Annotated in this window: 20 protein-coding genes; 11 read left to right on the top strand and 9 right to left on the bottom strand. The window is 64.2% G+C overall.

From position 1 onward, the window contains the following. Positions 1–61: 61 nt before the first annotated feature. The 8 genes from RBR52_RS00430 (at position 62) to RBR52_RS00465 (ending at position 8,243) form a co-directional block, all read left to right on the top strand. On the top strand, positions 62–2,563 hold the full coding sequence (locus tag RBR52_RS00430; RefSeq protein WP_320375203.1) for a heavy metal translocating P-type ATPase: 2,502 nt from the start codon (positions 62–64) through the stop codon (positions 2,561–2,563). A gap of 1 nt (position 2,564) precedes the next feature. Next, positions 2,565–2,783, top strand: a complete 219-nt coding sequence (ccoS, locus tag RBR52_RS00435; protein WP_320375204.1) for a cbb3-type cytochrome oxidase assembly protein CcoS — start codon at positions 2,565–2,567, stop codon at positions 2,781–2,783. A 167-nt stretch (positions 2,784–2,950) separates the two neighbouring features. Then, positions 2,951–4,393, top strand: coding sequence for a cytochrome-c oxidase, cbb3-type subunit I (ccoN, locus tag RBR52_RS00440; protein WP_320375205.1), 1,443 nt, complete (start codon positions 2,951–2,953; stop codon positions 4,391–4,393). Positions 4,394–4,412: 19 nt separating this feature from the next. Next, positions 4,413–5,054 carry a cytochrome-c oxidase, cbb3-type subunit II gene (ccoO, locus tag RBR52_RS00445; RefSeq protein WP_320375206.1) on the top strand — a complete coding sequence of 214 codons (642 nt, stop codon included), beginning with the start codon at positions 4,413–4,415 and terminating at the stop codon, positions 5,052–5,054. 9 nt (positions 5,055–5,063) lie between these two features. Continuing rightward, on the top strand, positions 5,064–5,258 hold the full coding sequence (locus tag RBR52_RS00450) for a cbb3-type cytochrome c oxidase subunit 3 (protein ID WP_320375207.1): 195 nt from the start codon (positions 5,064–5,066) through the stop codon (positions 5,256–5,258). Beyond that, positions 5,255–6,199, top strand: coding sequence for a cytochrome-c oxidase, cbb3-type subunit III (gene ccoP / locus RBR52_RS00455; protein ID WP_320375208.1), 945 nt, complete (start codon positions 5,255–5,257; stop codon positions 6,197–6,199). The genes RBR52_RS00450 and ccoP overlap by 4 nt, the downstream gene beginning before the upstream one ends. 122 nt (positions 6,200–6,321) lie before the next feature. Further along, complete coding sequence (ccoG, locus tag RBR52_RS00460; RefSeq protein WP_320375429.1) at positions 6,322–7,740, top strand: cytochrome c oxidase accessory protein CcoG; 1,419 nt, start codon at positions 6,322–6,324, stop codon at positions 7,738–7,740. A 23-nt stretch (positions 7,741–7,763) separates the two neighbouring features. Further along, entirely contained in the window at positions 7,764–8,243 is a 480-nt protein-coding gene (locus RBR52_RS00465) for a FixH family protein (protein ID WP_320375209.1), read from the top strand. A gap of 51 nt (positions 8,244–8,294) precedes the next feature. On the opposite strand, the gene RBR52_RS00470 is transcribed toward RBR52_RS00465, so the two are convergent. Further along, positions 8,295–9,032: a helix-turn-helix domain-containing protein gene (locus tag RBR52_RS00470; protein ID WP_320375210.1), complete on the bottom strand. Its 738-nt coding sequence runs from the start codon at positions 9,030–9,032 to the stop codon at positions 8,295–8,297. Between the two features lie 58 nt (positions 9,033–9,090). On the opposite strand from RBR52_RS00470, the gene RBR52_RS00475 reads away from it, so the two are divergent. Next, complete coding sequence (locus RBR52_RS00475; RefSeq protein ID WP_320375211.1) at positions 9,091–9,834, top strand: sulfite exporter TauE/SafE family protein; 744 nt, start codon at positions 9,091–9,093, stop codon at positions 9,832–9,834. Here RBR52_RS00475 and RBR52_RS00480 read toward each other — a convergent pair whose 3' ends face one another. From RBR52_RS00480 to kynB, 5 genes are all read right to left on the bottom strand, one after another. Continuing rightward, positions 9,835–10,377 carry an NUDIX hydrolase gene (locus tag RBR52_RS00480; RefSeq protein ID WP_320375212.1) on the bottom strand — a complete coding sequence of 181 codons (543 nt, stop codon included), beginning with the start codon at positions 10,375–10,377 and terminating at the stop codon, positions 9,835–9,837. It lies immediately after the preceding gene. A 78-nt stretch (positions 10,378–10,455) separates the two neighbouring features. Continuing rightward, positions 10,456–10,944 carry an Lrp/AsnC family transcriptional regulator gene (locus RBR52_RS00485; protein ID WP_320375213.1) on the bottom strand — a complete coding sequence of 163 codons (489 nt, stop codon included), beginning with the start codon at positions 10,942–10,944 and terminating at the stop codon, positions 10,456–10,458. Between the two features lie 11 nt (positions 10,945–10,955). After that, positions 10,956–11,813 carry a tryptophan 2,3-dioxygenase gene (kynA, locus tag RBR52_RS00490; protein ID WP_320375214.1) on the bottom strand — a complete coding sequence of 286 codons (858 nt, stop codon included), beginning with the start codon at positions 11,811–11,813 and terminating at the stop codon, positions 10,956–10,958. Further along, on the bottom strand, positions 11,810–13,093 hold the full coding sequence (gene kynU, locus RBR52_RS00495) for a kynureninase (RefSeq protein ID WP_320375215.1): 1,284 nt from the start codon (positions 13,091–13,093) through the stop codon (positions 11,810–11,812). Before kynU ends, kynA begins: the two co-directional genes overlap by 4 nt. A gap of 10 nt (positions 13,094–13,103) precedes the next feature. After that, positions 13,104–13,727 carry an arylformamidase gene (gene kynB / locus RBR52_RS00500; RefSeq protein ID WP_320375216.1) on the bottom strand — a complete coding sequence of 208 codons (624 nt, stop codon included), beginning with the start codon at positions 13,725–13,727 and terminating at the stop codon, positions 13,104–13,106. A gap of 176 nt (positions 13,728–13,903) precedes the next feature. Here kynB and hppD point away from each other — a divergent pair, with 176 nt between their 5' ends. Together hppD and phhA are read left to right on the top strand one after the other, a co-directional pair. Further along, complete coding sequence (hppD, locus tag RBR52_RS00505; RefSeq protein WP_320375217.1) at positions 13,904–15,010, top strand: 4-hydroxyphenylpyruvate dioxygenase; 1,107 nt, start codon at positions 13,904–13,906, stop codon at positions 15,008–15,010. Positions 15,011–15,025: 15 nt separating this feature from the next. After that, the gene (phhA, locus tag RBR52_RS00510) at positions 15,026–15,877 is read left to right on the top strand and encodes a phenylalanine 4-monooxygenase (RefSeq protein ID WP_320375218.1); all 852 of its coding nucleotides are present in this window, start codon (positions 15,026–15,028) and stop codon (positions 15,875–15,877) included. 31 nt (positions 15,878–15,908) lie between these two features. Here the strand turns inward: phhA and maiA are convergent, their stop codons facing one another. From maiA to RBR52_RS00525, 3 genes are read right to left on the bottom strand one after another with little or no spacing between them, the layout of a single operon-like run. Next, positions 15,909–16,553, bottom strand: coding sequence for a maleylacetoacetate isomerase (maiA, locus tag RBR52_RS00515; protein WP_320375219.1), 645 nt, complete (start codon positions 16,551–16,553; stop codon positions 15,909–15,911). After that, complete coding sequence (locus RBR52_RS00520; protein ID WP_320375220.1) at positions 16,550–17,563, bottom strand: fumarylacetoacetate hydrolase family protein; 1,014 nt, start codon at positions 17,561–17,563, stop codon at positions 16,550–16,552. Before RBR52_RS00520 ends, maiA begins: the two co-directional genes overlap by 4 nt. After that, positions 17,560–18,105 carry a VOC family protein gene (locus RBR52_RS00525; RefSeq protein ID WP_320375221.1) on the bottom strand — a complete coding sequence of 182 codons (546 nt, stop codon included), beginning with the start codon at positions 18,103–18,105 and terminating at the stop codon, positions 17,560–17,562. Before RBR52_RS00525 ends, RBR52_RS00520 begins: the two co-directional genes overlap by 4 nt. Positions 18,106–18,122 lie beyond the last annotated feature (17 nt).

Consider the following 18,122-nt stretch of genomic DNA (forward strand, 5'->3'; position numbering starts at 1 on the left):
TATAGAAACTTCTTGATACATCTCAACCGCGCTTGCCGTTGGCGTTTCTAGTATGGCGATCATGTCAAGTTCCATCCTTTCCCTGTCCGGCGCCTCCACCCAGGCGCAGTCTGCCGAAGATGCGACCGGCTGCTACCACTGCAGCCTGCCGCTGGGCGACGCGCCGGTGCGCATGGAACTCGACGGACAGTGGCGCAGCTTTTGCTGCCAGGGCTGCGCGGCGGCGGCCGAGATCATCGTGCAGGGCGGGTTGTGCGCCTATTACGACCGCCGCACCGCGGGCGAAGGGGCGCTGGCCGCGCTGCCGCGCGAAGAGATCGACAAACTCCATCAACAGTGGATGGCGCTGGCCGACCCGGCGTTCCTCTGCGCTTACGCCACGCCGCTGGGCGAGGGCAAGTGGAGCACGCAGATCGCGGTCGACGGCATTCACTGCGGCGCCTGCGTGTGGCTGATCGAACAGCGCCTGCGCGCCATTCCGGGGGTGCTCGCCGCCACGGTGAATTACTCCACCCGCCGCGTGGCGCTGCAATGGGATGCCAACATCGTGCAACTGGCGCAGGTGTTTCAGGCGTTGGCCGAGGTGGGGTATCGCCCGCTGCCCAACGCGCGTCACCAGAGCGAGATCAACCACCGCCGCGCGCGCCGCATGGCCATTCTGCGCACCCTCGTGGCCTGGCTGGCGATGATGCAGGTGATGATGTTCGCCTGGCCCGGCTACCTCGACGCCGACGGGCTCAACGCCGCCGAGCAGGGCATTTTCCAGTGGGGCAGTCTGGCGCTCACCCTGCCCGCCTTGCTGTTTTCCGGCTGGCCCTTTCTCATGGGCGCGCTGCGCGATGTGCGCAACCGGCGGCTGGGGATGGACGTGCCCGTCACCCTCGGTCTGTGGAGCGCGTTCGCCGCCAGCGTGTGGAGCGTGCTGCACGGCCAGAGCCATGTGTATTTCGATTCGGTGGTGATGTTTCTCGCCCTGTTGCTCACCGCGCGGCTGATCGAAGACGGCCTGCGCCAGCGCAGCCTGAACGCCGCCGAAGAACTGATGGAGCAACTGCCCGCCGCCGTGCGGGTGCGAGCCAGCGCGCAGGACGACTGGCGCAGTGTGGCCATCACCCAGGTGCGCGCGGGCGATGAGGTGGAACTGCCCAGCGGCAGCGCCGCCGCGGTGGATGGTGTGGTCGTTTCGGGCGCCTCGCTGGTGGACGAAGCCCTGCTGACCGGCGAGAGCCGCGCCGTGCCCAAGCAGGCGGGAGATGCCATTCTGGCGGGCAGCATGAACCGGCAATCGCCGTTGATCGTGCGCGCCACGCAAACCGGCGCAGGCACGCGCATCGCGCAGATGGTCGAGCTGATGCAGCATGCGCTGGCGAGCAAGCCGCGTTCGGCGCAGTTGGCCGACATCGCCGCGCAATGGTTCACGCTGGGCTTGCTGGTGGTGGCCGCGCTCACCGTGCTGCTGTGGTGGTGGCTCGATCCGGCGCGCATCGTGCCTACGCTGGTGGCGGTGCTGGTGGTGAGCTGTCCCTGCGCGCTGTCGCTGGCGGTGCCCGCGGCGCTGGCTGCCTCCACCGCGCAACTCTCGCGCCACGGCGTGCTGCTCGCACGTGGACACGCGCTCGATCGCGCGCCGAAGGTCGATCTCTGGCTGTTCGACAAGACCGGCACGCTGACCACGGCAGAGCCCGTCGTCTCAGACGTGCGCCTGCTCGATCCGTCCTTCAGCCGCGAGCAGGTGCTGGCGCTGGCGCGCGCGCTGGAACAGGGCGTGCAGCATCCGATTGCGCGGGCCTTCATGGCGTCTGCCGCACCCGACGAGCCCATTGAATCGGTGCAGGATTTGCGCGCCGTGCCGCACGGCGGCATGCAGGGCGTGTGGCGGGGGCAGGCGCTGCGGCTGGGTCATGCGGCCTTCTCGGGCGTGGCACAGGCGCAGCCGCCCGAGGCCAGCGATATTGCGCTGACCCGGCTCGGGCTGAGCCTCGACGGGCGCGCATTGGCCGTGTTCGACATCGCCGAAACGCTGCGCCCCGGCGCGCAGGAGGCACTGCAGGCGCTGCAGGCCGGCGGCGCCGAGGTGGCGGTGCTGTCGGGCGATGCCGAGCGCACGGTTGCCGCCTGGGCCGCGCGGCTCGGCGTGACGCGCGCCGAGGGCGGCCTGAGCCCGGAAGACAAGCTCGAACGCGTGCGCCGGTGGCGTGCGCAAGGGCGGGTGGTGGCGATGGTGGGCGACGGCGTGAACGATGCCCCTGTGCTCGCTGCCGCCGATCTGTCGGTGAGCTTCGCCGGGGCGGCGCCGATCGCCCGCGCCGGGGCCGATGTCATCCTGCATCACCCGGACATGCGGGCACTGCCGCGGCTGGTCGCCACCGGACGCCGCACCGTGGCGGTGATGCGGCAGAACCTGATCTGGGCCGTGGTCTACAACCTGCTGGCGATTCCGCTGGCGGTGGCCGGTTACATCACCCCCGTCTGGGCGGCCATTGGCATGAGCAGCTCTTCGCTGCTGGTTGTGCTCAACGCGGCCCGCCTGGCGCGGCGTGAACGTACCGCCAAAGGGGGATGACATGGAAGGCTCTTTGCTCATTCTCATCCCCATCAGCGTGCTGCTGGTGCTGCTCATCGTGGGCGTGCTGTGGTGGGCGGCGCGCAGTGGTCAGTTCGACGATCTGGAAGGCCCGGCGCACGCCATCCTGATGGACGACGACAAGCCCAAACCCGAGCCCAAGCCCGAGAAAGATGCGGAGAAATCCGCCAACGGGGAAGGGCCGCAACAGCGGACTTGATGCGTTGCGGCCTTGTGTCGCATTGACAACGCAGTTACATCCGTTTCTTGTAAGTGCTTACCCTTACTGAAAGAAATGTGTTGATACATGTCAACTTCATGTGTCTATAAGTAAATGACGATGCTCTACATTACGTTTCGTTTTCTTTTGACCAACAGGTGGGGCAGATGAGCGATCTGACGCTGAAACAGACATACAACTACGCGCTGGTGCGCAAATTCACGGTCATGACCCTGGTCTGGGCCGTGGTGGGCATGCTGGTGGGCGTGTTCATTGCGGTGCAACTGGTCTTGCCCGACATGACCTATGGCATGGAATGGCTGAGCTGGGGCCGGCTGCGTCCGCTGCACACCAATGCGGTGATTTTCGGCTTTGGCGGTACGGCATTGTTCGCCACTTCGTATTACGTCGTGCAGCGCACCTGCCAGGTGCCGCTGTTCGCTCCCAAGCTGGCGGAGTTCACCTTCTGGGGCTGGACCGCGGTGATCGTGCTGTGTGCCATCACCTATCCGCTGGGCATCACCAGCGGCAAGGAATACGCCGAGCAGGAATGGCCGATCAGCCTGCTGATCGTCGTCACCTGGGTGGCTTATGCCATCGTGTTCTTCGGCACGGTGTTCAAGCGCAAGACCCCGCACATCTATGTGGCCAACTGGTTCTTCGGCGCCTACATCATCACCATCGCGCTGCTGTATGTGGTCAACAACATCAAGCTGCCCATCAGCCTGCTGTCGTGGAAGAGCTACTCGGTGTACGGCGGCGCGCAGGACGCGATGATCCAGTGGTGGTACGGCCACAACGCCGTGGGCTTCTTCCTCACCACCTCCTTCCTGGGCATGATGTATTACTTCATCCCCAAGCAGGCCGAGCGCCCGGTGTACTCGTACCGGCTGTCGATCGTGCACTTCTGGGCGCTGATCTTCACCTATATGTGGGCCGGCCCGCACCACCTGCTCTACACCGCGCTGCCCGACTGGACGCAGTCGCTGGGCATGGTGTTCTCGCTCATCCTGCTGGCACCGAGCTGGGGCGGCATGATCAACGGCATGATGACCCTCTCGGGCGCCTGGTACAAGCTGCGCGAGGATCCCATTCTCAAGTTCCTGATCACCGCGCTGTCGTTCTACGGCATGTCGACCTTCGAAGGGCCGATGCTGTCGGTGAAAACCGTGAGCGCGCTGGGCCACTACACCGACTGGATCATCGGCCACGTGCATTCCGGCGCGATGGGCTGGGTGGGCATGATCACCATGGGCAGCCTGTACTACCTGATTCCGCGCCTTTGGGGCCAGACGCAGATGTGGAGCAAGCGCCTCATCGAAGTCCACTTCTGGACGGCGACCATCGGCGTGGTGCTGTACATCGCCTCGCTGTGGGTGGCCGGCGTGACCGAAGGGCTGATGTGGCGCGCAATGCAGTCCGACGGTTCGCTGACCTACAGCTTCATCGAAAGCATCAAGGCCGTCATTCCGCTGTACGTCATTCGCGCCATTGGCGGCTCGATCTACCTCTTCGGCATGTGCCTGATGGTCTACAACGCCTGGAGGACCATCCGCCAGGGCAAGCCTGTCGATGCGCCGGTGCCCGCGCTGAGCGCGGCCCACGCCTGATCACGATTCGGAGACATTCATGGCAACTTTCAGTCACGAGACCATCGAGAAAAACGTCGGTCTGATGATCGTGCTGGTGGCAATCGTCGTCAGCATTGCCGGGCTGGTTCAGCTCGTGCCCCTGTTTTTCGACAAGAGCACGACCCAGCCCATTCCCGGCGTCAAGCCCTACACCGCCTTGCAGCTCGAAGGGCGCGACGTGTATCTGGCCGAGGGCTGCTATCTCTGCCACTCGCAGATGATCCGCCCGCTGCGCGCCGAGGTGGAGCGCTATGGCCATTACTCGGTGGCGGGCGAGTCGGTCTACGACCATCCCTTCCAGTGGGGCAGCAAGCGCACCGGTCCTGATCTGGCCCGCGTCGGCGGCAAGTATTCCGACGAGTGGCAGCGCCTGCACCTGCGTCAGCCGCGCGATGTGGTGCCCGAGAGCATCATGCCGGCCTACACCTGGCTGCAGCACCAGCCTGCCGAAGCCGACCAGATCCAGGCCAAGATGCGCGCCATGCGGACTCTGGGTGTGCCCTACACCGACGCCGAAATCGCCGCCGCGCCCGAGGAACTCAAAGGCAAGACCAAGGAAGACGCGCTGATCGCCTATCTGCAGAGCCTGGGCACGGTGTTGAGCAATTACAAGTCCAAGGCCAACTACATCAACTACTGAGGAGAGTTCATGTCCTTCGGATCGATCATTCTCGTGCTTTCCATGGTGGTTTTCGCCGGCATCGTGTGGTGGGCGTTCTCGCCCCGATTCAAGAAGACCCATGAAAAGGACGGAATGATCCCTTTCCTCGATTCCAGGAATCACCCGCCCGAGTCTTTCGACCAGGGCGATGAGTCCAAGACCTCCGACAAGAGCAAATCATGAACCAGTTCTATTCCCCCGGGTGGGCCTTCTGGATCGGCGGCGTCACCATCGTTTCGATCATCGGTCTGTTCCTGTTTTTGCGCGGTACGGCGCGGCAGACCGTATTCCGCGACAAGGCGGGCAATCCCATCGCCACCACCGGCCACGTCTGGGATGGCGATCTGCAGGAGTTCAACAACCCGCTGCCGCGCTGGTGGATGGGGCTGTTCATCCTGACGCTGATTTTCGCGGTGATCTATCTGTCGCTCTACGGCGGCCTGGCGTTCTACAAGGGCATCCTCGGTTTTTCCAGCGACAAGATGTACCAGCAGGAGTCGGCGGCATTCGATGCGCGCATCGAGCCGCTGTATGCGGCCTATATGAAAACACCGATCCCCGAACTCGCCGCCAACCCCACGGCCATGGCCACCGGGCAGCGCATGTTCCTGACCTACTGCTCGCAGTGTCACGGCTCGGATGCCGGGGGTACCAAGGGCTTTCCCAACCTGACTATCCACAACGCCAATGCCTGGCTGTACGGCAACAGCCCCGATGTGCTGGTGGAAACCATCACCAATGGGCGTCTGGGCATGATGCCGCCGATGGAAGCTGCAATCGGCGGCAAACCCGGCGTGCTCGCCGTGGCCAACTATGTGCGCAGCTTGAGCGGCATGAAGCATGACGCGCAACTGGCGGCGCAAGGCAAGCCGCTGTTCGCCACCGCCTGCGCCGCCTGCCACGGTGCCGACGGCACCGGCAACAAGGCGCTGGGCGCCCCCGACCTGGCCGACCCCAAGCGTCAGTGGCTGTTCGGATCGAGCATCGAGACCATTTCGCACACCATCGAGAAGGGCCGTGCCGGGCAGATGCCCGCGCAGAAGGATTTTCTCTCGCCCGAGAAGATTCACCTGCTGGCGGCTTACGTCTACAGCATCAGTCATGGCGCGCAAGCGGCGAAGTAAGCCAATCTTCAGGTCATTCCTTATTCCTTCAGTGACCCTTTTCTGACCGGCATCGGGGCGCAAGACGATTTGCGCCCCGATGCCGCTTGAGCCACCCCGTATTTTTCAGCCCGGAACGTGCGATGAACGCCAAGGCGCCAGACCCCAGCGAAGACGATGTTTCAGCCTCCGAAGAGTGGCTGTACGAGGTGCGCAAAAAAATCTATTCCCGCGCGGTCAAGGGCTGGTTCAACAACTGGCGCGTGGCCCTGGTGCTGTTCACCCAGGCGCTGTTCTACGGTCTGCCCTGGCTGCAGTGGGATGGGCGCCAGGCGGTGCTGCTCGATCTGTCCACCCGGAAGTTCTACTTTTTCGGCATGATCCTGTGGCCGCAGGACGTGATTTTTCTCGCCCTGCTGCTCATCATTTCGGCTTACGGTCTGTTCCTGTTCACCGCCATCGCCGGGCGCCTGTTCTGCGGCTATGCCTGCCCGCAGACCGTCTATACCGAAATTTTCATGTGGATCGAGCGCAAGATCGAAGGTGATCGGCTGGCACGCATCCGCCTCGACGCGCAGGACTGGAATGCGCGCAAGATCGGCAAGAAGGTGCTCAAGCATGGCCTGTGGATTGCGCTGGCCTTGTGGACGGGCTTCACCTTCGTCGGCTATTTCACGCCCATACTCACGCTGGCCGGTCAGGTCATCAGCGCAAGCCTGGGTCCCTGGCAGACCTTCTGGATTCTGTTCTACGGCTTCGCCACCTATGGCAACGCGGGCTTCATGCGCGAGCAGGTGTGCAAGTACATGTGCCCCTACGCCCGCTTTCAGTCGGTGATGATCGACAAGGACACGCTCATCGTCACCTATGACGCCGAGCGCGGCGAGCCGCGCGGCAAGCGGGGCAAGAACGTCGATCCTCGCTCGCAGGGAAAAGGCGACTGCGTGGACTGCAGCATCTGCGTGCAGGTCTGTCCGACGGGCATCGACATCCGCGATGGGCTGCAATACATGTGCATCGGCTGCGGCGCCTGCGTCGATGCCTGCGATCAGGTCATGGACAAGGTGGGTTATCCGCGCGGGCTGATTCGCTATTCCAGCGAAAACGCCATGAAGAACAAGTGGAGCAAGCGCCAGCAGTGGGCGCATCTGCTGCGGCCGCGCATTCTGATCTACTCGGCGCTGCTGCTCGTCATGGTCGGGCTGTTCGTCGGTGGCCTCGCCACGCGCGACCCCTTGAAGATAAACGTGATGCGCGATCGTGGCGTGCTGTCGCGTGAAATTCCCGGCGGTCTGGTCGAGAACGTCTATCAGATCCAGTTGATGAACACCACGGAAAAGGCGCGCAAGATTCGCGTCGAGGCCAAGGGACTGGAAGGCATTGCGGTGCACGATCGCAATGTCTACGAGTTGCCCGCCTCGACCAATATCCTCGAACCGCTGGAAGTGACCATTCCGGTCGACAACGCCAAAAAGGGTGTCTACAAAATCGAGATCATCGCCACGTCCGAAGATGAAAAGCCGATTTCCGCATCGAGCCAGACCACCTTCATCGTCCCCTGAACCCGAGAATCACAGGAGTTTGCATGCAATCTGCTGTCAATCGCCCCTGGTACCGCGAGCCCTGGCCCTGGTTTTTGATCGCCCTGCCGCTGATTGCGGTTTTGGCCAGCGCCTACACCATTTTTCTGGCCAGCAAGTCCCCTGACAGCCTGGTGACGGACCACTACTACAAAAAGGGGCTGGCGGTCGGCGGCGACATCGAGCGCGAGCGGCACGCGCAAGCCCTGCATCTTTCGGGGCAGATTTCAATCGCCGCAGGGCGCATCGATCTCAAGCTGAACCAGCCCGTCGCGACTGAAACCCTGCACCTGATGCTGCGCCATCCCTTGTCCAAGCAGAAAGACGTGCAGATCGACCTGCACCGCGGTACTTCCGGCATTTACAGCGCCTTCTCCCCGCCGCTGGAAGCCGTGCGTTACCGTGTGCATGTGGAAACGGCGGATTGGCGCCTGGCCGGAGTCTGGACTCCGGGGGCCTCTCAGATCCTTGAGCCGGGGGTGTGAACGAAACGAAGGCTCCTCACGCAGAGCTGTCTTGCCGGAGCGCCGGGACGATCAGGTTTGCGGCTGCAGCAACTCCGCGAGGGCACGGCGATCGGTGATGCGGATCTGCCGCTGCGCCACGTGAATCAGCCCGGCCGAGTGGAACTTGGACATCAGGCGGCTGACGGTCTCGAGTTTCAGGCCGAGATAGCTGCCGATCTCCTCGCGGCTCATGCGCAACACGAATTCATCGGGCGACAGCCCGCGTGCCTTGAACCGCTCCGACAGGTCGAGCAGAAAGCGCGCCAGCCGCTCGTCTGCATGCATGCTGCCCAGCGAAAACTGGTCCTGCTGCGCGCGCACCAGCTTGTTGCCGACGATGCAATGCAACTGATGCTGCAGCGCGGGCAGGTCGCGGGTGGTGGTTTCCAGCGCGCGCAGATCGATTTCGCAGACCTCGCTGTCTTCCAGCGCCACCGTGTCGGTGAAATAAGTGTTCTGCCCCAGACCTTCCAGCCCCATCAGCTCGCCGGGAATGTGGAAACCCACGATCTGCTCGCGTCCATCCGGGCTGGTGACATACGATTTGAACGACCCCGCATGCACCGAATAGATCTTGGCCATGGCCTGACCCGTGCTGAACAGCGTTTCACCCTTGTGCACCCGCACCGTGGCCTGGATCACATCGCGGATACGCCCCATTTCCTGCGGAGCAAGCGCAATCGGCAGGCAGAACTTGCTCTGAAAGCACACATCGCAGGGATGAGGCTTGTCCATCTGCGTGGCGGTGGGGGTCGGGGTCGATTTCATAAATTTATATCTTGCGATATTTACTTCAATTGATGTTTAGAGGATACAGCAGAACGCCATGAATACAACCATTCCACTGACCCTGTTGTTGATGGGACTCACAGGCGGGCTGCACTGCGCCGCCATGTGCGGCGGGCTGGTCGTGGCCTCTGAACGAGCGTCAACAGAGCATGTGCTGCTGCCGGCGCGCCAGTTGTTCCGAAATCAGGTGCAATTACAAGGCGCAAGGGTGTTGTCCTATACCCTTTTGGGGGGAATCGCCGGTTTGATCGGCGCCGGGGTGTGGGCGACGAGCGCGCGGCCGGTGCAACTGGGCCTGTTCACCCTCGGCAATCTGGTGCTCCTGGCCGTGGGGCTGTGGATGATTTCGCAGCAGGTGCTTTCTCCGCGCTGGCTGGCCTGGCAGCAGAAGTGGCTGGGCGGCAACTGGATCGGCCGCGGATTGACGCGGCTGACGCAGCCCTTGCTGTCACGCTTGCTGCCTTTCGATACCTTTCCCAAGCGTCTGGGCGCTGGACTGCTCTGGGGCTTGCTGCCTTGCGGTCTGGTGTATTCCGCGCTGTCTCTGGCCTTTCTCAGCGCCACGGCCTGGGAGGGCGCGCTGGCCATGCTGGCCTTTGGCCTGGGCACTCTGCCGCATATGCTGTTTGCCGGTCACACCCTGCGTTGGGTGAGCCAGCGTACCAATCAGCGCGGGTTTCATCTGGCCGCCGGGTCCGTGCTCCTGCTGTTTGCCGCCTATGGCTTCTGGAAGCTGTTCAACGCGGGCAGCGAATTGCCGATGGGCGGCTGCGCTCTGTAATCAAGCAATATCGAATGTGTGAATCTGAAACCGCCCGGCGCGCTGGTCGGCGAAGTAGCGCCGCAAGGTTTGCGCCACGCAGCGAAAGGCGATTTGCTCCCAGGGGATGTCCGCTTCGTGAAAAAGCTGGACATCCAGGCTTTCCTCCCCAGCCTGCCATCGAGGCTGAGTGAGTTGGCCGCGGTAAAAGAAATAAACCTGGTTGGCGGGCAGGACGTTGATGACGGCATAAAGGCCATTCAACGCCACTTCGGCGCCGGCTTCTTCGCGGGTCTCACGCAGGGCGCCCGCCTCGGTGCTTTCGCCCATTTCCATGAAACCCGCAGGCAGGGTCCACAAGCCATGGCGCGGCTCGATCGCCCGCTTGCACAGCAGAACCTGCTGCTCCCAGGTCGGAATGACGCCGACGATGTTGCGCGGGTTTTCGTACTGGATGTGCCCGCAGGTCGGACAAACCGCGCGCGGGCGGGAGTCGCCTTCGGGAATGCGGTAAATCACCGGCGAGCCGCAGGCAGTGCAATGGCGTATGGGCGGGTTGTGCATATGGGGAGGAGGCAGCAGGCTCCTACGGCCACCATTATGGCCGAACGTCGCCGACTTCGAGCGTGGTTCACGCAGAATTCACACCGGGACGCCGGTATAGGGTTTGACCTCGGTGAGCACGAAGCTCGATTTCACGTCTTCGACGCTTTCGTGTTTGAGCAGGGTTTCGAGCACGAAATGGGCGTAGTGCTCCATATCCTGCACATGCACGCGCAGCAGGTAGTCCATCTCGCCGGTCATGGCCAGGCATTCGACCACTTCGGGCCAGCCTTGTACCGCGGCGCGAAACACTTCCTGCGGTGAGCGTTGGTTGCTGGCGCGGTGTTTTTCCAGGCGCACGTTGAGCAGCGCGCTCAGGCTCAGGCCGAGCGCGCGCGGGCTGACGATGGCGCGATAGCCTTCGAGGACGCCGATCTGCTCCAGCCGCCGGATGCGCCGCTGAACGGCCGAGGCGGACAGCCCGATCTGCTCGGCCAGCCTTTCCTGCGTCAGCCGCGCGTCGGTCTGCAGCAGGGCAAGCAGCTTGCGGTCGATGCGGTCGATGGCTTCTGGCGGGGATTTGTGCATGACGGGCGGGCTCACAGATCGGTGCGCAGGGTCCACAACTCGGGGAACAGCACGGTGTCGAGCATTTTGCGCAGGTAGGGCACGCCGCCGGTGCCGCCGGTGCCGCGCTTGAAGCCGATGATGCGCTCGACGGTGGTGACGTGGCGGAAGCGCCAGAGACGGAACGCATCTTCGAGATCGACCAGTTCTTCGCCGAGCTGATACAGCTCCCAGTGCTCTTCGGGCGCCTGGTACACCGTCAGCCAGGCTTGTTCCACCTCCGGGCTGGCGGCGCAGGGCTGCGTCCAGTCGCGCTCAAGGCGGGTTTGGGGAATGGGCAGGCCGCGGCGGGCGAGCAGGCGCAGGGCTTCGTCGTAAAGGCTGGGCGCGCGCCAGGCGGCTTCCACCATGGCGAGACGCTCGGGCCGGTGGGCGTGCGGGCGCAGCATGGCCGCGTTCTTGTTGCCCAGCAGGAATTCGATGCAACGGTACTGCCAGCTCTGAAAGCCGCTGGAAGAACCCAGGTAGGGCCGCAGTGCGGTGTATTCGCTGGGGGTCATGGTGGCGAGCACGTCCCAGGCGTGAACGAGCTGCTCCATGATGCGTGAAACGCGCGCCAGCATCTTGAACGCGGGCTGCAGCGCATCGGCGCGGATGTTGTCGAGTGCGGCATGCAACTCATGCAGCATCAGCTTCATCCAGAGTTCGCTGGTCTGGTGCTGGATGATGAACAGCATTTCGTTGTGTGCGGGCGACAGGGGATGCTGCGCACCGAGCAGTTCGTCGAGGTGCAGGTAATCGCCATAGCTCATCGACTGCGAAAAATCGAGTTGCGCGCCTTCTTCGCGCACGATGTCCTCGCCGCTGGCTTCGGACCGTGCGACGCTCATGTCACTGCTCCTTTGCGAGCGAATCGCGCTTCTCGCCAGAGGCCGCTGTCGAGCACGTCGCGCAGGGTCTGCACGGCGTCGAACACATCGACATGGCGCAGGTAAAGCGGGGTGAAGCCGAAGCGCAGCAGATCGGCGTCGCCCCGGGCCTTGTCGCCGGCGCGGAAATCGCCGATCACTCCGCGCTCGATCAGAGCCTGCACCACGGCGTAGCCGTCACCGTCGAAGGTCAGCGAGACCTGGCTGCCGCGCTGGCGGGCATCGAGCGGCGTGGCCACGGCGACCGGGTGCGCGCCCAGTTGTTCATGCACGAGGCGGATGAATCCTTCGCTCAGCGCCAGCGATTTGCGCCGCAGCGCCTGCATGCCGCCCAGCGGCTCGGCGGCGAGCAGCGTGTCCACGCCGCAGTCGAGCGCGGCCAGCGAGAGCAGGGTGGGCGTGCCGCAGAGGTAGCGCGCAATGCCCGGGGCGGGCTGGTAATCGGGGGTGAAGACGAAGGGCGCCGCATGTCCGTGCCAACCTGAAAGCGGCTGCTCCACCCGGTTGACATGGCGCGCATGCACCCAGACGAAGGACGGGGCGCCCGGGCCGCCGTTGAGGTATTTGTAGCCGCAGCCGATGGCGAAGTCGGCCTGCGCGCCGTTGAGATCGACCGGCACCGCCCCAGCGGAATGCGCCAGATCCCAGATCGTCAGCGTGCCTGCCGCGTGGGCGGCGGCAGTGACCGCGGCCATGTCGTACAGGGCGCCGCTGCGGTAGTTCACCTGCGTGAGCAGCAGCACGGCCACATCGTCGCGCAGGCGGCTGATGACCTGACCCTGTTCCACCCGTTCGAGTCGCATGCCGTGCTGCGCGGCGAGCGACTCGGCCATGTAGAGATCGGTCGGGAAATTTTCCCGTTCAGAGACGATGACGCGGCGCTGCGGCGCATCGGCGCGGGCGATGGCCAGCGCGGCGCTGAGCACTTTGTACAGATTGATGGAGGTGGAGTCGGTCACCACCAGTTCGTCGGGTGCGGCGCCCACGAGACGGGCGATTTTGTTGCCCACGCGACGCGGCAGATCGATCCAGCCCGCGGTGTTCCAACTGCGGATCAGGCCCTCGCCCCATTCCTCGGTCAGCACCTGCTGCACGCGGGCGGCCGTTGATCGGGGCAGCGCGCCCAGCGAATTGCCGTCGAGGTAGATCACGTTTTGCGGCAGGGTGAATTGCTCGCGCAGCGGGGCGAGCGGGTCGGCGGCGTCGAGCGCGAGGCAGTCCTGGCGTTGAAGGTCGGTCATGGTTTGGGTTTCAGAGTTCGCGCAGCACGGCGCGCACCGGCGAGGCGCAGGCGGCTTGCAGTTTCAGCGGCAGGGCGATCAGTTCATAGTCGCCTTCCGCGACGTCATCGAGCACGAGGTTTTCGAGCACGCGAAGGTCATGCTGCAGGAGTTGGGCGTGGCTGTCCAGCGTCTTGCTCGGAGCCGGATCGACCGATGGCGTATCCAGCCCGATGAGCCTCACGCCCTGCGCGGCCAGCCACTCCACCGTCGCGGGGGCGAAAGCGGCGAAATCCTCCGACCAGGACGTCAGCGCGCGGTGGCGGGTGCGCACCAGCACGCGCGGCGGCAGGTTTTCCGCGGCATGTCGCAGATCGGCGATGTCGATCAGGGCGCCGCAATTCAGGGCGTGGATCACCCGGCACGGCCCGAGGTAAGGCGCAAGGTCCACGGCATCGATGCTCGCGCCCTCGTTCGCATAGTGCAGCGGTGCGTCCGCATGCGCGCCGACATGGGGCGAAAGCCGCACGGCGCTGAGATTGACCGGGCAGCCTGGGCCGCGCCGCGCCGTCCACTCCAGGGAAAACGGCACATCGCCCGGAAACGCCGGGGAGGAGGGCGAGACGGTTGGGGAAATGTCCCAAAGGCGCTTCACGGGCGGGCCTTCGATCAGATCGGATAGGGCGTTGCGGATGTATGCAGCTTATCGGATCGTACTGGGTGATTCACGCAGGATTTACCCGCAATGCTCCGAAATGGCGCGATTTTTGCTGAAACCCTGCGCGAGTGCTGGCCTACATTCTGTGCATTCCAAAAGCAGGAGACCGCGCCATGAATCCCCTTTCCGCCTCGAACCCCATGGGCACCGACGGCTTCGAGTTCGTCGAGTATGCCGCGCCGGAGCCCGAAAAGCTTGGCGCCCTGTTCGCGCAACTCGGCTTTCGCGCGGTGGCCCGCCATCGTCACAAGAACGTGACGCTGTGGCGTCAGGGCGGCATCAACTTCATCGTCAACGCCGAGCCGGATTCGTTCGCCCAACGCTTCGCCCGGCTGCACGGCCCGAGCATCTGCGCCATTGCCTTTCGAGTGCACGACGCCAACGCCGCCTACAGGCGCGCGCTGGAACTGGGGGCCTGGGGCTTCGACAGCCACAGCGGCCCGATGGAGCTGAACATCCCCGCGATCAAGGGCATCGGCGACAGTCTGATCTATTTCGTCGATCGCTGGCGCGGCAAGGGCGGGAGCAAGGGCGGAATCGGCGATATTTCGATCTACGACGTGGACTTCGAGCCCATCGGCGATGCAGGTGCCCAACACGTCGGGGCCGGACTGACCACCATCGACCACCTCACCCACAACGTGCACCGCGGCCGCATGAGCGAATGGGCGGATTTCTACACCCGGCTGTTCAACTTCCGCGAAATCCGCTACTTCGACATCGAAGGGCAGGTGACCGGGGTGAAGAGCAAGGCCATGACCAGCCCCTGCGGCAAGATTCGCATCCCCATCAACGAGGAAGGGCAGGAAAAGGCCGGTCAGATTCAGGAGTATCTCGACCTCTATCACGGCGAGGGCATCCAGCATATTGCGCTGGCGACCGACGACATCTACGCCACCGTGGAAGGCCTGCGCCATGCCGGGGTGCAGTTTCTAGGTACCCCAGACACCTATTACGAACTGCTCGACAGGCGCCTGCCCGGTCACGGTGAAGATGTGGCGCGGCTGCGCGCCAATCGCATCCTGCTCGACGGCACGCCCCAGCCTGAAAAACGGTTACTGCTGCAGATCTTCACCCAGACCGTCATCGGCCCGATCTTTTTCGAGATCATCCAGCGCAAGGGCGACCAGGGTTTCGGCGAGGGCAACTTCAAGGCGCTGTTCGAGAGCATCGAACTCGACCAGATGCGCCGCGGCGTGCTGGAAACGCAAACCGCCTGAAGAATGGAGGCGATCATGTCCAGCGTTCCGGTGACTTACGGTGAGGCCAGCATCACCCCGCGCGGTGACTACGCGCATTGCCATGCCGACTACACCTGCGCGCAGCAATGGGAGCGCTACACCCCGCAGGAGCACGAACTGTTCGCGCGGCTCTATGCGCGGCAGATGGCACTGTTGCCGGGGCGGGCTTGCGAGGAATTCGTTCTGGCCTTGCCGCATCTGCAGGCGCAGGATGGCATTCCCCGCTTCGACGACATCAACTCCCGGTTGACGGCGGCAACGGGCTGGGAGATCGTCGCCGTGCCGGGGCTGATTCCGGAAGCGGCGTTTTTCAGCCTGCTGGCGGCGCGGCGTTTTCCGGTGACGGTGTGGCTGCGCAAGCCGGAGGAGTTCGACTACATCGTCGAGCCCGATCTGTTTCACGATCTGTTCGGCCATGTGCCGCTGCTGTTCGAGCCGATCTTTGCCGACTACATGCAGGCTTATGGTCAGGGCGGTCTCAAGGCGCAAAGCCTGGGCGCGTTGAAATATCTGGCGCGGCTGTATTGGTACACGGTGGAGTTCGGCCTGATCCGCACACCGAAAGGGTTGCGGATCTATGGCGCGGGCATTCTGTCGTCGGGCGGCGAGGTGGAGCACAGCCTGCACAGCCCGCAGGCGCGACGGGTGCGCTTCGATCTGCTGCGACTGCTGCGCAGCCGCTATCGCATCGACTCGTATCAGGCGACGTATTTCATCATCGACAGCTTCCAGCAGTTGTTCGAGGCCACCGCGCCGGATTTCACGCCGCTTTACGCTCAGGCGGCCGCTCTGCCGGAAATCGAGGCCGGAGCCCTGCTCACCGGCGAAGGGGATGAAAGGGTCTGAAAGGGTCGGCTTCGAAACGAGCTGAAACGGACTATTCGGCATCCGGCTGATGCTGGGGGGCAGCGCGCCAAAAAGCCTCCAGCCCTTCGCATTCGGCGCAGATGCGCTGGACGGTACTCAGACCCGCCAGACTGCAGCCGAAGCGCCGGGCGTTGAACACCTGCGGAACGAGACAGCAGTCGGCCAGGGTGGGTGCGTCGCCGTGGCAGAACCGGCCGGTGCGTGGGTCGCCCGCCAGCATTTTTTCGACGGCCTGCAGCCCGCGTTCGACCCAATGGCAATACCACGCGGCCTTTTGCGCCTCGCTCAGATCGAGGGTGCGGGTGAGATGCTGCAGCACGCGCAGGTTGTTGATGGGATGAATGTCGCAGGCGATGGTCTGGGAGATGGCGCGAATGCGCGCGCGGTCGGCTGCCGTGCCCGGCAGCAGCGGCGGGCTGGGGTGGGTTTCGTCCAGATACTCGATGATGGCCAGCGACTGGTTCAGGATCTGGCCGTCGTCGTCCAGGGTGGGCACGGTTTCATTCGGGTTGAGCGCCGCGTAAGCCGCATCATGCTGCCGGCCGCCGTCGCGCAGCAAATGCACCGGCACCGATTCGAAGGCCAGCCCCTTGAGGTGCAGGGCGATGCGCACGCGATAGGCCGCAGAACTGCGAAAGTAGGTGTAGAGCTTCATTCCGCCAGCGCCTGCACGCGGTTGCGGATGCTGCCGAACAGGCTCGAACCCCGTTCATCGTGCATGCTGATCTCCACCACGTCGCCATCGCGCAGAAAGGGCGTGACCGCCTCGCCCTGCTCAATGGTTTCGTAGGTGCGCACCTCGGCGAGGCAGGCATAGCCCACGCCGCCATGCTCGACCTTGGAGCCCCACAGTCCGCCTTGCTTGTTCGATACCGTGCCCGAGCCGATGATCGTGCCCGCCGCCAGGCGGCGGGTCTTGGCCGCGTGGGCAATGAGCTGGGCGAAATCGAAAGTCATGTCCACCCCGGCGTTGGGCTGGCCGAAGAGTTGGCCATTGACCTCCACCCGCAGCGGCCGGTGCAGCTTGTGGTCGCGCCACGCCGCGCCGAGTTCGTCGGGCGTGAGCGCCACCGGGCTGAACGCCGACGCGGGTTTGCTCTGGAAGAAGCCGAAGCCCTTGGCCAGTTCCGCGGGAATGAGATGGCGCAGCGACACGTCGTTGACCAGCAGCACCAGGCGGATGGCCTGCGCAGCCTGCGTGGGCGTAGCGCCGAGCGGCACTTCGCCGGTGATGACGGCCACCTCGGCCTCGAAGTCGATACCCCAGCTTTCCTTCGCCACGATGGGGTCGCAGGGGCCGATGAAGCTGTCGGAGCCGCCCTGGTACATCAGCGGGTCGGTGTAGAAGGTGGCGGGCACTTCGGCCTTGCGCGCCTTGCGCACCAGCTCGACGTGGTTGAGGTAGGCCGAACCGTCGGCCCACTGGTAGGCGCGGGGCAGGGGCGAATGGCAGGCGGCGGTGTCGAAGGGCTGGGCGTGTCGCGCGGTACCCGCTTGCAGGGCCAGTGCGGCGGCGCGCAACATCGGGGCGCAGCGCGCCCAGTCGTCGAGCGCGGCCTGCAGGGTCGGGGCGATGTCGGGCACGGGCTGGCATTGGGTCAGGGTGTCGTTGACCACGACCAGTCGGCCGTCCGGGGTTGAGGTTTTGAGCGTGGCCAGCCTCACTGGAACATCTCCTTGTAGCGGCCGTCGTGCAGCCAGGCGGCGTGCTTCGGGGCCTTGTGGGTCTGGCCCCATTCTTCGAGCATGTCCCACTTCACGGCGTCGAGCGCGGCGAGCATCTTGGGGCTGGCGGTGTTGTAGGCCAGTTCCAGACGGTGGCCGTTGGGGTCGAAGAAGTAGATGGACTGGAACAGCGCGTGGTCGGTCGGGCCGATGACGTCGATGCCGGCGTCCAGCAGGCGCTGCTTGGCGGCGAGGAGTTCGTCCATCGAGCCGACCTTCAGCGCGAGGTGCTGGGTCCAGACGGGGGTGTTGGGGTCGCGCCCCATTTCGGGCTGGGTGGGCAGCTCGAAGAAGGCCAGGATATTGCCCTGGCCCGCATCGAGAAAGATGTGCATGTAAGGATCGGCCTCGCCCGTGGAGGGCACGGTGTCTTCGGCGATGCACAGCACCAGTTTCATGCCCAGATGCTGCTCGTACCAACGTGCAGTCTGCAGCGCGTCCTTGCAGCGGTAGGCGGCGTGGTGGATCTTTTGGACCAGCATGATGAGTCTCCTGTTTT

The organism is Thiomonas sp. (assembly GCF_034007205.1).
In the GTDB taxonomy this organism is placed as follows: Bacteria; Pseudomonadota; Gammaproteobacteria; order Burkholderiales; family Burkholderiaceae_C; genus Thiomonas.